Origin of the sequence: Pseudoxanthomonas sp., from assembly GCF_027498035.1 — a bacterium.
Taxonomy (GTDB): domain Bacteria; phylum Pseudomonadota; class Gammaproteobacteria; order Xanthomonadales; family Xanthomonadaceae; genus Pseudoxanthomonas_A.
Genome location: NZ_CP114978.1, coordinates 2,747,683 through 2,761,411, shown reverse-complemented (window position 1 = coordinate 2,761,411; position 13,729 = coordinate 2,747,683). Strand labels below are relative to the sequence as shown.

Below are 13,729 nucleotides of genomic sequence, written 5' to 3'. Positions count from 1 at the left end.
CCGCACGCGTGCTTTTTCAAAGCAATACCGAACACAAGCGAGAAACCCATGTCCGCCCAACCCCGCCAGATGCTGCTCGATCCCGGTTTTGAACTGACCCTGCGCCCGATGCGCTATCCGCAGTTCTATGACATGTATCGCGACGCGATCAAGAACAGCTGGACGGTGGACGAGATCAACTTCCAGATCGACATCACCGACCTGCACGACAAGATGACCCCGGCCGATCGCCACCTGATCCACCGGCTGGTCGCCTTCTTCGCCACCGGCGATTCGATCGTGTCCAACAACCTGGTGCTGAACCTGTACCAGCACATCAATGCGCCCGAAGCGCGCATGTACCTGTCGCGCCAGCTGTACGAAGAAGCGCTGCACGTGCAGTTCTACCTGACCCTGCTGGACAACTACCTGCCGGACCCGGCCGAGCGCATCAAGGCGTTCGCCGCGGTGGAGAACATCCCGTCGATCAAGAAGAAGGCCGAGTTCTGCTTCAAGTGGATGGACACCATCCAGGACCTCAGCCGCCTGGAAACGCGCGCGCACCGCCGCCAGTTCCTGCTCAACCAGATCTGCTTTGCCGCGTGCATCGAAGGCCTGTTCTTCTTCGCGGCCTTCGCCTACGTGTATTACTTCCGTTCGCGCGGCCTGCTGCCGGGCCTGGCCTCGGGCACCAACTGGGTGTTCCGCGACGAGAGCTGCCACATGAACTTCGCCTTCGAAGGCGTGCGCGTGGTGCGCGAGGAAGAGCCGGACCTGTTCGACGATGAGATGAAGCAGCAGGTCTACGCGATGCTGGAAGAGGCGATCGAATGCGAGCTGCAGTTCGCCGAGGACGTGCTGTCCGGCGGCGTGGCCGGCATCTCCACCCGCGACATGCGCCAGTACCTGCAGCACTGCGCGGACAACCACTTCGCCAAGCTGGGCATGGAGCGCAAGTACAACGTGCGCAATCCGTTGCCCTTCATGGAGCTGCAGGACGTGCAGGAGCTGACCAACTTCTTCGAGCGCCGGGTGTCGTCCTACCAGGTCGGCGTGCAGGGTGAAGTCGGGTTCGACCACGCGTTCTGACCTGCGGGACTCGCGGTGTCGGTCGGGCAGCATTGTCCGGCCGGCTGGAGGACAATGGCGCGTGCCGTGCACCCGCGCACGCCTAGTTTCCGGAGACCCCCACCATGTCCGAAGTTCCCACCACCGAGGCCCGGCCGATCGAGGCCCGCCTGCTGCACATGGTCTTCCCCGACCACACCAACCACCTGGGCACGCTGTTCGGCGGCCAGGCGCTGGCGTGGATGGACATGGCGGCCTTCATCGTCGCCTCGCGCTATGCGCGCACCACCGTGGTCACGGCGCGTTCGGAACAGGTCGACTTCAACCAGCCGATCCACAAGGGTGATCTGGTCGAAGTGATCGCCACCATCGTCAAGGTCGGCCGCAGCTCGATGAACGTCGATGTGGAAGTGGTCACCGAGGACCTGCTCAGCGGCGAACGCAAGCTGTGCACGCGCGGGCGTTTCGTGATGATCGCGCTGGACCCGCTGGGCCGGCCGACCGCTGCGCCGGCGCTGCCGGTGAATGCTTAGCGCGACTTGCTCTGGCGAAGCGCACGGATGCGCGCTGGTGGCTGGAAGGTGTCGGCGCGCGCCTCGGCCCAGAACTGCTGGAACACCGCGTGTTCCGGGATGTTGCCGTTGAGCAGCGCGGCGGGTTCGACGAAGCGGTAGAGCGTGGCCAGCGAACGGATCTCCACCGGCGAGATCCGGCGCACGATGTGCTCTGGACCCAGTTGCGAAGGATCATCCAGGCCGGCCGCGCTCAACAGCTCGCCCAGCGCCCGCAAGGTGTTGGTGTGATACAGGTGCACGCGCGTGGCCTTGTCGGTCACGTCCAGGTGCCGCCAGCGTTTGGGGTCCTGGGTGGCGATGCCGGTCGGGCAGCGGTCGCTGTGGCAACTCAGCGACTGGATGCAGCCCAGCGAGAACATGAAGCCGCGCCCGGCATTGCACCAGTCCGCGCCCATCGCGATGGTGCGGGCGATATCGAACGCACTGGTGATCTTGCCGGCCGCGCCCAGCTTGACCTGCTCGCGCAGCGACAGCCCGACCAGGGTGTTGTGGACCAGCATCAGCGCCTCGTTCATCGGCACGCCCATGTGATCGACGAACTCGACCGGCGCCGCGCCGGTGCCACCTTCGGCCCCATCGACCACGATGAAATCCGGTAGCAGCCCGCTCTCGTGCATGGCCTTGGCGATGCCGAACCATTCCCACGGATGGCCGATGGCCAGCTTGAACCCGACCGGCTTGCCGCCGGACAGCTCGCGCAGGCGTGAGACGAACTGCAGCAGCTCCAATGGCGTGGAAAACGCGGAGTGACGCGACGGTGACACGCAATCCAGGCCCATCGGAACCCCGCGCGTGGCGGCGATCTCGGCACTGACCTTGGCCGCTGGCAGCACTCCGCCGTGGCCCGGCTTGGCGCCCTGGGACAGCTTGATCTCGATCATCCGCACTTGTTCAAGCGTGGCGTTGGCGGTGAAGCGTTCGGCGTCGAACTTCCCGTCATCCCCCCGGCAGCCGAAGTAACCCGAACCGATTTCCCACACCAGGTCGCCACCCTTCTCGCGGTGGTAGGGCGAGATCGAACCTTCGCCGGTGTCGTGGGAGAAGTTGCCGCGTCGCGCGCCCTCGTTGAGCGCGCGGATCGCGTTGGCAGACAGGGCGCCAAAGCTCATCGCCGAGATGTTGAACACGCTGGACGAATAGGGCTTGGCCCGACCGGCGCCGATGGCCACGCGAAAATCGTGGTCATGGATGTCGGTGGTGGCCAGCGAATGGTTGATCCATTCGTAGTCGTTCGCGTAGGTGCTGCGCAGCGTGCCGAAGGGCACCACGTCCATCACGTTCTTGGCCCGGCGGTAGACCAGCTGGCGCTGCTGGCGCGAGAACGGTGCGTCCTCCAGGTCGCTCTGCACGAAGTACTGGCGGATCTCCGGGCCGATCGATTCCAGTCCGTAACGGAAGTGCGCCAGCACCGGGTAGTTGCGACGCAATGCGCTGGTCCGCTGCAGCACGTCGACCAGTCCCAGCACGCTGGGCGCAGCCGCGACGGCAGCCACCCACCACCAGCCCGGCCAATGCATCGCCAGCATCACGCTGAGCAGCAGGATCAGCAGGGCGGCCATCCAGCCCAGGTAACGGCTCATCATCGCGAATCACTGGCAGGGAGCATGTCGGCCAGTCTAGAGGGTGTTGTGCACTTCCCGACAGAAGGCGGCGGTCTGTCGCATGTAGAGCGGAGCTTGCTCCGCTGGGGCTTTCGCCTCGACCTGCGCGAAAGGCAGCGGGGTCCCCAGGATGGGATTGCCACAAGCTTCGCGCGGTAGGGAGCGCGCGTTCCCACACCAACAGGGAACGCACGTCGTCGGGTGAGTCAGTCCGGCCGCTGCGGTTTGTCATCCGGCGTGTGCCGGGGTGCGGTTGGTGTGGGGAACGGCAGGACCACGCCATGCGGTGGCGCGGGGCGCTCCCACAGCACCGGCACCTCGCGTGGCGAGGGCGGTTCCAACGTGTCGGCCTCGTCGACCAGCGCCTGTTCTTCTTCCAGTTCCCAGCTGTAGCGCTTGCGTGGCAACGGTGGATCGCTGCGGCGGAACCACCAGGCCGCGATCAGGCCGGCCACCGCGCCACCCAGGTGCGCCTGCCACGACACGCCTGGTTCGCGCGGCAGCACGGTGAGCAGCATGCCGCCGTAGAACAGGAAGGCGATGAAGCCGGTGGCGATGGCCGCCCGGTCGCGGCGCAGCACGCCCAGCCCGATCACCAGGAACATCAGCCCGTGGCCGAGGCCGCTGGCACCCAGGTGGCGCGTGCCCGCATCGCCCAGCCACCACGCGCCGATGCCCGACCCGATCCACAGCAGCGGCAGGCTGCGCAGCGTGGCCTGCGGATACACGCTGCCGGCCAGCGTGCCCAGCATCAGCAGCGCGATGGCGTTGGAGGTGATGTGTTCGACTGAACCATGCAGCAGCGGCGCGGTCAGGATGCCGACCAGGCCCTGCGCCGTGTGCGGTGCAATCGCGAACGGCCGCCAGTCGAAACTGCCCTGGGCCGAATACGCCAGCACCATCAACACGATGAAGCCCAGCGACAGGTTGAACGCCCGCAGCAGGCGCCGCCGGTCGGCACGCGCCTGCGCGGTGGCATCGAATCGCGGGTCGTCGGGGTGATGGGCGTCCATGACCGCTTCGATGGCGGCGTCGAAGGCCTAAAACAAGCGCGCCGCGACGTTCCCGTGAGTGGAACGCCGCGGCGCGGTGCCAGCTCGCTTGAAAAGCGATCAGCCCTGCATTTCAGGTTTGGGCGGGCGGACCAGGCTCAACCACACGGTGATGGCTAGGATGCCGAACACCACGAACAGCGACACCAGCACCGGGATCTTGATGAAGTCGATCACCAGCATCTTGGTGCCGATGTAGACCAGGATCACCGCCAGCCCGTACGGCAGCAGGTGGAAGCGGTCGGCCATGCCGGCCAGCAGGAAGAACATCGCGCGCAGGCCCAGCACCGCGAACACGTTCGAGGTCAGCACGATGAACGGGTCGGTGGTGATGGCGAAGATCGCAGGGATCGAATCGACCGCGAAGATCACGTCGGTCACCGCGATCAGGATCAGCACCATGAACATCGGCGTGAACCAGCGCTTGCCGTCGCGCTTGACCGACAGGTCGTTGCCCACGTAGCCATCGGTCAGGCGCAGGTGCCTGCGCATGAATTTCAGCGCCGGGTTGGTTTCAAGATCCGGTTCGGAACCGGCCGAGAACCACATCTTGATGCCGGTGAACAGCAGGAACGCGCCGAACACGTACAACAGCCAGTGGAACTGGGTCAGCAGCGCGGCGCCGGCGAAGATCATGATGGCGCGCAGGAAGATCGCGCCCAGCACGCCGATCACCAGCACGCGCTGGCGCTGTTCTTCGGGCACGGCGAAATAGGTCATCACCATCAGGAACACGAAGATGTTGTCGACCGCGAGCGACTTCTCGACCAGGTAGCCGGTCAGGAACTCCAGGCCGATCCGGTTGGCGCTGGCGATGTCCATCGTCTCGCGCAGGTAGAACCACAGGCCGCCGTTGAAGGCCAGCGCCAGCGCCACCCAGCCCAGCGACCACCACACCGCTTCCTTGAAGGTGACCTTGTGCGGGCCACCGTGGCGCATCAGCACCAGGTCGGCCAACAGGGCGGCGATCACCACCACCACGAATCCACCCCACAACCAGGGGTTGGCAATTGTCTGCATCATGTTTCTCCACGCGTAAGCCAAGGGACGGGAGCGACGGAGTCCAGTCTGCGCGCGGAAAAGATCTTGGAGGGATCCGGGGCACACACCTTCGCCGTTGCGGCGAAGGTCTTGCTCACAGCCGGCCGTGGAACTGGGACCGGTTGCCGCTGGACCGGGGCACAAGGCCCGTCATGACGATCACAGCGCGTGGGAGCTACTCCCCTTCTGTCGGGGATTGTCGCGGCTGGCGCCGCGACGGGTCAATCGGAAAGCTGAGCCAGGGGTTCAGGAACCGCCTGGACTGACGGCTTTGTCACTCCGAGGCGGCGTCCTGGGCCCAGCTGAAGCTGGCGCCCGAGGCCGAGCGCGGGCCATAGCCATAACCGCGGTAACCACCGTAGCCATAGCCGGGGCCGTCGCTCTTGCTGACGTGGATGTCCATGCTCATCACGCTGGTGCGGCCGGAGTCGCTGGTGAAGGCCTTGCTGATGTTGATGTCGGCGGCGTTGTAGGTGCTGCTGCCGTAGCCCTTCGAATAGCCCATGCCGGTGGTGAAGCTGCCATGCAGGTGGGCCTTGCCGTCATCCAGCTCCGAGCGCGGCTTGTCCTTGTCGGCCGGCGCCGGGCCGCTGTGGTCGCCGTAATAGGTGCCCGGCGGATCACCGTCGCCAGAGAAGGAGGTGCTGTCCTTCAGCTTCAGGTCCAGCGGATCGGTCTGGGCCAGCGCGGTGAGCGGGGTGGCCAGCAGCAACAGGGACAGGACGGTGGCGGCGTTCATACGGCGAAGACCTTCGAAGGGGCGCAGCAGGCGTGCGCGTGGCGTGCCACCAGGCGCATCACCCAGGCGGCACCTGCCCACGCTAGCAGTCGCGCGTTAAACCCAGGCTGGCCGGGACGATGCCGGTGCATGTCCAGGGCGTCATGCCCGGTCATGCCCCTGCCCGGTCAGCGGCTTCCGGCGAGCCGTCCGCCGGTGAAGATCCGGTTGGCCCGCACGGCACCATCGGCGGGCCTTTCGACGCGGCCTGCACCGGCCACCACGCGCCGTGTCTCAGCCATCGCCCTGCCGCCTGCCGCCGCCGCGCATGCCGCGCCACAGCCTGGCCAGGCGTGAGCGGGGGGGCGTTGGCGCCGTCACCGATGGTGATGGCGAGGGGAGCATGCCTGCTTCGGGCGTGGCGTAACCGCTCAGATACGCCGCGTTGAAGAACGCGCGCGCCGCGCCGGCATCGATCCCCAGCAACTCGGCGGCGGCTGTTGCGGTACAGGCCTGTTCGAGCAGCAGCGTGCACAGGCGGAAGTCGTCATGCCGGTGGGCCAGCACGCGGAAGTCGGGCCATTGGGTCACGCGCAAGGCGGTGGCCTCGGTCAACGGTTCGATCAGCTTCGGGACCATCCGCATGCGCAGCGCGGTCTGCCACAGCAGCGGCGCCAGCGGCAGGCCCGGGGCCTCGTCGGCCGCTGGCTGCTCGCTGGTACGCAGCATCAGGCGTTCGAAGCCCAGGCCGAGCAGGCCGGGCACGTTGTCGGCCTGGCGCGCGCTGTGCAACGGCTGCGCGGTGGCCTTGGCGAAGTCCAGCTGCAGCACGTCCACGCCATCCAGCGACAGCACGGCCTGGCCGCGGCGCCCGGCCAGCAGCATGCGCAGCTGCTGGGCGAACGGTGCCCGGGGGAGACCGGGCCGGACTTCGGCCTGGGCTGCATGCGGCGCGTACAACGCCTGCAGGGTCTGGCGGATGGCGTCTTCGCTGAGTGGTGCGGTCCCCTGTGCCGGATCGGACAGGCGCCCGCCGGCGTCGATCAGCCACAGTGGCCTGGCGGCGTGCGTGCTGGCGACGTGCGGGGTGGAGCCGTCATGGACCACGACCAGGTCGCAGGCATCCACCTCGTAGCCCATCGCCAGGGCGGTGGCCGGCAAGATGGAAATGCGTTGCAGGCGTCGCATCAGCGACACCTCCGTCTGCAGGTCAGACCCCACGATCGACACCCTGATCACACACGCCCCTTGCCACGTCGTCGCGCGCTGCGGCGGACGGAATCGGGCAGCCTACCGTGACCGCCATGACAGGCGACAGCAGGAAATCCCAGGACGGTGACGCCGCGCGCGATTTTCGCCCGTGTTGGCGTCAGTGGACGGGCCGCACCGGTGCACTGACCGGCAGGGTGACGTTGGTGATCGACGGGTCGTCCGGATCGGGCTTGAGGGTGAAGCCCAGCTGCTGGCACATGGCCAGCATGGTGCGGTTCTCGCGCAGCACCTGGCCCTCGACCATGCGCAGGCCCTGCCAGTGCGCGTACTCGATCATGATCCGCATCAGCGCCCAGCCCAGGCCTGCGCCCTTGAGGTCCGAGCGGATCAGGATGCCGTACTCGCCGCGGTCGTAATCGGCATCGGCCAGCAGCCGCACCGCGCCGAGCATCTCGCCCGACGCCGGGTCGATCGCCACCAGCGCGATCGAGCGCGCGTAGTCCAGCTGGGTCAGGCGGGCGATGAACTCGTGGCTGAAATGCTTCACCGACTGGAAGAAGCGCAGGCGCAGGTCTTCGTCGGTGACCCGGGCGAAGAACGCGCGGAACAGCGCGTCGTCCTCTGGCCGCACCGGCCGCACGAACACGCTGCTGTCATCGCCCAGGGTGATGTGGCGTTCCCACTCCTTGGGATACGGGAAGATCGACAGCCGCGGATGGCCGCGGCCCTTGTGCAGCTGGCGCGACGGGGCGACCGCGATCCGCGCATCGACCGCGACCACGCCACTGGCATCGGCCAGCAGTGGATTGATGTCCAGTTCGCGGATCTCGGGGATATCGGCGGCCAGCTGGGCCAGCTTGACCAGCACCAGCGCGACCGCGCGTTCGTCGGCGGCCGGTACGTCGCGATAGGCCTTGAGGATGCGCGAGACGCGGGTGCGGCCGATCAGCTCGTGGGCCAGGCGCAGGTCCAGCGGCGGCAGCGCCAGGGCGACATCGTCGATGACTTCCACCGCGGTACCGCCGCGGCCGAACACGATCACCGGGTCCGAACACCGCATCGTCGGCGATGCCGGCGATCAGCTCGCGCGACTTGGGCCGCAGCACGGTCGGCTGCACCACCACGCCGTCGATGCGCGCATCCGGACGCAGCCGGCGTGCGCGTTCGATCAGCGCGCTGGTCGCCGCGTGCACGGCCTCGGCCGAGACCAGGTTCAGGCGCACGCCGTCGACGTCGGACTTGTGGGTGATGTCGGGCGACAGGACCTTCACCGCGACGGGGAGGCCTTCGTCCAGCAATGGCTGGGCACGTTTGACCGCCGCGTCGGCATCGGCCGCGGCCCAGATGCGCGCGGTGGGAATGCCGTAGGCACGCAGCACGTTGCTCGCCGCGATCGGGTCCAGCCGCTGGCGGCCATCGGCCAACGCCGCTTCGACAATCGCGCGTGCGGCGGCGGTGTCGACCACGAAGTCTTCCGGCAGGCTGGGCGGGGTTTCCATCAGCGCGGTCTGCGCTTCGCGGTAGCGCACCAGGTGCATGAAGCCGGCCACCGCATCGGATTCAGTCGCGTAGCTGGGGATGTGCGCGGCGTTGAGCGCCGAGAGCGCGGTATCGCCGCCGCCCAGCCACACCGCGAACACCGGCTTGGCCCGGCTGTGGCGCGAGCGTTCGCCCACGCTGCGGGTCAGGGCGCGCGCGGCATCGGCCGATGAGGTGAAGGCGGTCGGCACGTTGACCACCAGCACCGCGTCGTTCTCGCTGTCCGACAGCAGGGCTTCGATGGCCGCGGCATAGCGCTCGCCATCGGCGTCGACCACGATGTCCACCGGGTTGCTGCGCGACCAGTCGGGCAGCACGCGATCCAGCTTGTCGACCGTGGCACCGGAGAGCGCGGCCAGGGTGCCGCCGAGTGCGCCGAGTTGGTCGCGCGCCAGTGCGCCGACGCCACCGCCATTGGACAGGATCGCCAGGCGCCGGCCGGGGAAGGTGCCCAGCCGGCCCAGCGTCTGTGCCGCTGCAAACAGCTCGTCCAGCGCGCCCACGCGCAGCAGGCCGGCGCGACGGAAGGCCGCGTCGTACACAGCATCCGAGCGGGCCAGGGTCTGGGTGTGGGTGGCGCCGCCGCTGCTGGGCGCGCGCCCGGACTTGACCACCACCACCGGCTTGCCGCGCGCGGCGGCGCGCGCGGCCGACATGAACTTGCGCGCGTCCTTGATCGATTCGACGTAGAGCAGGATCGCGCGGGTGCGATGGTCGGTGGCGAAATGGTCCAGCAGGTCGCTGAAGTCCACGTCCAGCGCATCGCCCAGCGATACCACGGCGGAGAACCCGACCTGGTGCGCGACGCCCCATTCGACCAGCGCCGCGGCGATCGCGCTGGACTCGGAGATCAACGCCAGGTCGCCCGGCAGCGGCGTGTGCGCGGCGATGCTGGCGTTGAGCCTGGCGTGCGGGGCGATCACGCCCAGGCAGTGCGGGCCGAGGATGCGCAGGCCGTGGGCGCGCGCGGCGCGTTCGGTGGCCTCGGCCAGCGAGCCGGGGCCTTCGCCCAGACCGGCGGTGAGAATGATGGCCGCGGCCACGCCACGCTGGGCCGCGGTGGCCACCACCTTGGGCACGATCGGCGCCGGCGCGGTGATGATCACCAGGTCCGGCACGTAGGCCAGGTCGGCCAGTTCGCGCACCGTGGCCATGCCGTCGATCTGCCCGTAGCGCGCATTGACCCAGGCGATCTTGCCGGGGAACCCCGAGGCCTTCAGGTTGCGCACCACCGCCCGCCCGGCCGAACGCTCACGCGGACTGCCGCCGATGATGGCGATCGACTGCGGGGCGAACACGGACTTGAGGCGATAGGTACTCATGCGATTGGGTGGTTCGCGCGTGCGCTCATGCGCGAACGTTACACGGGCCGGCACGCGGGCGGCATGACGCGCCGCACCGGCTGCATGCCGGTGCGTGGCTGTTCATCAGGCGCGTGGTTTGCCCTACAATGCCGCCCGCCAGCATCAGGACATCCGTTCCGCCAGCGTTTCACCACCACTGGAACGGGGATCCCCATGAAACCGATGTCGTTGCTTGCCGCCGGCGCCCTGTGCGCCGCGCTGATCGCGCCTGCCCTCGCGCACACGCCCTACCTGTTGACCAGCGACTTCGCACCGCATGCGGGGCAGACCGTGGCGCTGGATGCGGCGTTTGCCGAAACCTTCTTCCTCCCCGAGGCGGCCTTCGACGACAGCCGCTTCAGCGTGACCGGCCCCGACGGCCAGGCCCAGGCGCTGGTTGCGCAGTCCATGAAGACCCGCACCGTCGCCGAATTCACCCTGCCCGAAGCGGCCGCCGGCACCTACCGGCTTAGCACCGGCCTGCGCCTGGGCGCACTGTTCCGCAGCTGGGAAATCGGCGGCAAGCGCGAGAGCTCGCGCGATGCGTCGGTGAAGATCCCGGCCGGGGCCAAGGTCATTTCCGACTTCCAGTCGCGCACCTTGGCCGAGACCTATCTCAGCGTCGGCGCGCCCGACCGCGCTGCCCTGGCCTCGCGCGGCGAAGGCCTTGAATTCGTGCCGGTCGACCACCCGGACGATCTGTATGTCGGCGAGCAGTTCGCCTTCGTCGTCCAGTACGACGGCAAGCCGCTAGCCGCGCAGAAGGTGGAGATCACCGAGGCGGTCTGGAGCTCGGACCGCAAGCCGCGGGTGGTCGAGCTGATCACCGATGCCCAGGGCCAAGCCCGCTTCAAGCTGGAACAGGCCGGCACCTGGGTCGCGCTGAGCCGCCATCGCACGCCGGCACCGGCGTCGGCGCCGGTGGCCGAGTACAGCAACAGCTACACGCTGACCTTCCGCGTCCTCAACCCGTAACGCCACACTCCCGACTCCCCAGAGGTCTGCAATGAAAACCGGTGTCCTCGCTGGCGCGTGCCTGTGCACGCTGCTGTTCCCCCTCGCTGCCGCCGCGCAGGCGCCTGCCGCATCAGCGCGTCCGCTGATCGGAGGCCACGGCAACAACGTCGAGGCCTTCATCGCCGAGTTCGACGACAACGGCGATGGCCGCGTGACCTGGGCCGAGTTCGAGGCCTTCCGCCGGGTGCGTTTCGATGCGAGCGACAGCAATCACGATGGCACCGTCGACGAGGCCGAATACGTTGCCGAGTTCGAGGCGCGCAAAGCGCAAGAACTGGAACGTGAGCGCGCCGCGCAACTCGAGCAAACCCGCACGCGCTTTGCCGCGCTGGATGCGGATAAGGACGGCAGGATTTCGCGCGCCGAGTTCGATGCCACAGCCGAAAAGACCTGGCAGGGCGGCCAGCGCGCGCTCGCCGACAAGGGCAAGGCCAAGTCGGCCTACAAGCCGGGCGAAGCCAAGACCGGCGAAGCCGCGCGACGTTTCGACAATGCCGGCAACGACCGCCTGGGCATGCCGAGCAGCCACACCGCAGAAGGATTCCTTGTGCTCTACGACGGCAATGGCGATGGCCAGGTGACACGCGCCGAGTTCGACCAGGCCCGCAACGCGCAGTTCACCCGCACCGACCGCGATGGCGATGGCGCACTGAGCCAGGACGAGTACCTGGCCGAGTTCGAAGACCGACTGGATCGCCGCATCGCCACCTTGAACCAGGGCGAGGATCGCCAGGTGCACGTGCGCTTCGGCGTGCTCGATACCGACAAGGACGGCAAGATGACGTTTGCCGAGTACCAGGCTTCGGGTAAGCGCCTGTTCGACACTGCCGATCGCAACCACGATGGCGTTGTCGATGCAGCCGATGCCAGGTTGCCGGCGCCCAGGCGCCAGCCCTAACTGCGGTCATGCGGTCCGGGTCCGCGGGTGGCGGACCCGGATCCGTTGTGTGGGCCACCCATCCAGTGACGTCCCGACCACGCGCGGCCAGCACGGCCGCGGCGGTGGCGCGGGGTGGTCCGTTGACCAGGTTGCAGGGGGACTGCAGATGAAGACGTGCGTGCCGCGCCTTGCGTTGGCGTTGGGATTGACCGTGGCCGGCATGCATGCGCGGGCGGCGGAGATGGTCCAGTTCCAGCGCGAGGACGTGCTGGGGACCTCTTTCGAGCTGCGCGTTGACGCCGCTCCAGAAGTCGCGGGGGCTGCGCTGCTGGCTACTCTGGCGGAGGTCGCGCGGCTGGATGCGGTGCTCAGTACCTGGCGCGACGACAGCGAGCTGGCGCGCTTCAATGCCGGCACCGGCCCGCAGGCGGTGTCATCCGACCTGCGCGCGGTGCTGTCGCTGTGCGAACAATGGCGCGCGCGGACCGAAGGCTTGTTCAGTTGCCGCCTCGGCAGCCTGGCCGCGCGCTGGCGCCAGGCGGTCGACAGCGGCGCCCTGCCGCCGCGTGCGGAACTGCGCGCACTGGCATCGGCGCTGGCGCAGGCCGATTTCGGCGTGCCGCAGACGGGTCCGCTGACCCGCCCAGAGGTGATGCGCTTCGACGTCGACGGCCTGGCCAAGGGCTACATCCTCGACCACGCGCTGGCGGCCGCGCGCCAGGCTGCGCCGCAGGCCACAGCGATCAAGCTCGACATCGGCGGCGATGCGATTTACTGGCAGGCAACGAACGAAGCCACGCCGTGGCGCGTCGGCGTGGCCGATGCGCGTGATCCACGCGATAACGGCACGCCGATCGCGATGTTGAGCCTACGACGCAGCGCGATCGCTGCCAGCGGCCATGCCACGCGCGGTTATCAGGTTGGCCGACGCCACTACAGCCACATCCTCGATCCGCTGTCCGGCTGGCCGATGCAGTTCGCGCCGTCGGCCACGGTCACCGCCGATGATGCCGCCAGCGCCGACGCGCTCGCGACCGCACTGTCAGTGATGCCGATCCGCGATGGCCTGGCGTTGGCGGATGCGTCGCCCGGCGTGGCGGCGTTGATCCTCAGCGAGACCGGCATCCCGTTCGTCTCGCGTGACTGGCCGGCGTTGCTGGCAGACGATGCCGCGCAGGCCACCACCGTGCGTGATGACGAAGCGCTGGTGCTGGATTACGAAATCCCGCGCTTGCAGGCGGCGCGCTATCACGCTCCCTACCTGGCGATCTGGATCACCCGGCCCGATGGCGCCGCCGTACGCCAGCTGCTGGTGCTGGGCGATCGGTCGCATTACCTGCTGGAGCTGCCGCAGTGGTGGCGCCGCTACGGCCGCGACGATCTGCAGGCGATCCAGGGCATCGCCCGGCCCACGCGGATGCCTGGTGCCTATTCGGTGAGCTGGGACGGGCGCGACGACACCGGCCTGCGCGTGCCGCCAGGCGATTACCTGGTGCAGGTCGAGGCCGCACGCCAGGACGGCGGGCATGAGCTGCTGACCCTGCCGTTCCAGCTTGATGGTCACAAAGCCGTGCAGGTCCAGCGCACGGGCGTGTCGGAAATCGGCGCGATCACCCTGCGCGGCGCCGCGCAACCCTAGCAACACACGTATCCCCCTTTCTTCCCAGCAACGCACATAGCGCCGCATCGCCGGCACCCGCAGCC

The 13,729-nt window shown here is 68.2% G+C and carries 10 protein-coding genes and 1 pseudogene; 5 read left to right on the top strand and 6 right to left on the bottom strand.

The window, feature by feature from the left end; all coding sequences use genetic code 11:
* The first annotated feature begins 48 nt into the window (after window positions 1–48).
* Together O8I58_RS11975 and O8I58_RS11970 are read left to right on the top strand one after the other, a co-directional pair.
* Window positions 49–1,068: a ribonucleotide-diphosphate reductase subunit beta gene (locus O8I58_RS11975; protein ID WP_298316206.1), complete on the top strand. Its 1,020-nt coding sequence runs from the start codon at window positions 49–51 to the stop codon at window positions 1,066–1,068.
* Between the two features lie 104 nt (window positions 1,069–1,172).
* Window positions 1,173–1,580, top strand: a complete 408-nt coding sequence (locus O8I58_RS11970) for an acyl-CoA thioesterase (protein WP_298316203.1) — start codon at window positions 1,173–1,175, stop codon at window positions 1,578–1,580.
* Here O8I58_RS11970 and O8I58_RS11965 read toward each other — a convergent pair.
* From O8I58_RS11965 to O8I58_RS11940, 6 genes and pseudogenes are all read right to left on the bottom strand, one after another.
* Window positions 1,577–3,202 carry an FMN-binding glutamate synthase family protein gene (locus O8I58_RS11965; RefSeq protein ID WP_298316200.1) on the bottom strand — a complete coding sequence of 542 codons (1,626 nt, stop codon included), beginning with the start codon at window positions 3,200–3,202 and terminating at the stop codon, window positions 1,577–1,579. The two genes, O8I58_RS11970 and O8I58_RS11965, sit on opposite strands and share 4 nt — an antisense overlap.
* 227 nt (window positions 3,203–3,429) lie before the next feature.
* Window positions 3,430–4,236, bottom strand: a complete 807-nt coding sequence (locus O8I58_RS11960) for a rhomboid family intramembrane serine protease (protein ID WP_298316197.1) — start codon at window positions 4,234–4,236, stop codon at window positions 3,430–3,432.
* A gap of 99 nt (window positions 4,237–4,335) precedes the next feature.
* The gene (locus tag O8I58_RS11955; protein WP_298316195.1) at window positions 4,336–5,295 is read right to left on the bottom strand and encodes a TerC family protein; all 960 of its coding nucleotides are present in this window, start codon (window positions 5,293–5,295) and stop codon (window positions 4,336–4,338) included.
* Between the two features lie 295 nt (window positions 5,296–5,590).
* Window positions 5,591–6,055: a hypothetical protein gene (locus O8I58_RS11950; protein ID WP_298316193.1), complete on the bottom strand. Its 465-nt coding sequence runs from the start codon at window positions 6,053–6,055 to the stop codon at window positions 5,591–5,593.
* A 273-nt stretch (window positions 6,056–6,328) separates the two neighbouring features.
* The gene (locus O8I58_RS11945; RefSeq protein WP_298316190.1) at window positions 6,329–7,222 is read right to left on the bottom strand and encodes a hypothetical protein; all 894 of its coding nucleotides are present in this window, start codon (window positions 7,220–7,222) and stop codon (window positions 6,329–6,331) included.
* A gap of 181 nt (window positions 7,223–7,403) precedes the next feature.
* Window positions 7,404–10,107: pseudogene (locus O8I58_RS11940) on the bottom strand (bifunctional acetate--CoA ligase family protein/GNAT family N-acetyltransferase).
* Window positions 10,108–10,302: 195 nt separating this feature from the next.
* Between O8I58_RS11940 and O8I58_RS11935 the strand changes: the two are divergent.
* The 3 genes from O8I58_RS11935 (at window position 10,303) to O8I58_RS11925 (ending at window position 13,664) form a co-directional block, all read left to right on the top strand.
* A complete protein-coding gene (locus O8I58_RS11935) occupies window positions 10,303–11,103 on the top strand; it encodes a DUF4198 domain-containing protein (RefSeq protein WP_298316187.1) in 801 nt (266 codons plus the stop codon).
* A 31-nt stretch (window positions 11,104–11,134) separates the two neighbouring features.
* Complete coding sequence (locus O8I58_RS11930; protein WP_298316184.1) at window positions 11,135–12,043, top strand: EF-hand domain-containing protein; 909 nt, start codon at window positions 11,135–11,137, stop codon at window positions 12,041–12,043.
* Window positions 12,044–12,203: 160 nt separating this feature from the next.
* Window positions 12,204–13,664: a DUF2271 domain-containing protein gene (locus O8I58_RS11925; protein ID WP_298316182.1), complete on the top strand. Its 1,461-nt coding sequence runs from the start codon at window positions 12,204–12,206 to the stop codon at window positions 13,662–13,664.
* The last annotated feature ends 65 nt before the right edge of the window (window positions 13,665–13,729 follow it).

Excerpts from the sequence above, each read along its gene's own strand:
- O8I58_RS11975 (WP_298316206.1), top strand. The coding sequence starts at position 49 with ATGTCCGCCCAACCCCGCCAGATGCTGCTCGATCCCGGTTTTGAACTG.
- O8I58_RS11970 (WP_298316203.1), top strand. The coding sequence starts at position 1,173 with ATGTCCGAAGTTCCCACCACCGAGGCCCGGCCGATCGAGGCCCGCCTG.
- O8I58_RS11965 (WP_298316200.1), bottom strand. The coding sequence starts at position 3,202 with ATGAGCCGTTACCTGGGCTGGATGGCCGCCCTGCTGATCCTGCTGCTC.
- O8I58_RS11960 (WP_298316197.1), bottom strand. The coding sequence starts at position 4,236 with ATGGACGCCCATCACCCCGACGACCCGCGATTCGATGCCACCGCGCAG.
- O8I58_RS11955 (WP_298316195.1), bottom strand. The coding sequence starts at position 5,295 with ATGCAGACAATTGCCAACCCCTGGTTGTGGGGTGGATTCGTGGTGGTG.
- O8I58_RS11950 (WP_298316193.1), bottom strand. The coding sequence starts at position 6,055 with ATGAACGCCGCCACCGTCCTGTCCCTGTTGCTGCTGGCCACCCCGCTC.
- O8I58_RS11945 (WP_298316190.1), bottom strand. The coding sequence starts at position 7,222 with ATGCGACGCCTGCAACGCATTTCCATCTTGCCGGCCACCGCCCTGGCG.
- O8I58_RS11935 (WP_298316187.1), top strand. The coding sequence starts at position 10,303 with ATGAAACCGATGTCGTTGCTTGCCGCCGGCGCCCTGTGCGCCGCGCTG.
- O8I58_RS11930 (WP_298316184.1), top strand. The coding sequence starts at position 11,135 with ATGAAAACCGGTGTCCTCGCTGGCGCGTGCCTGTGCACGCTGCTGTTC.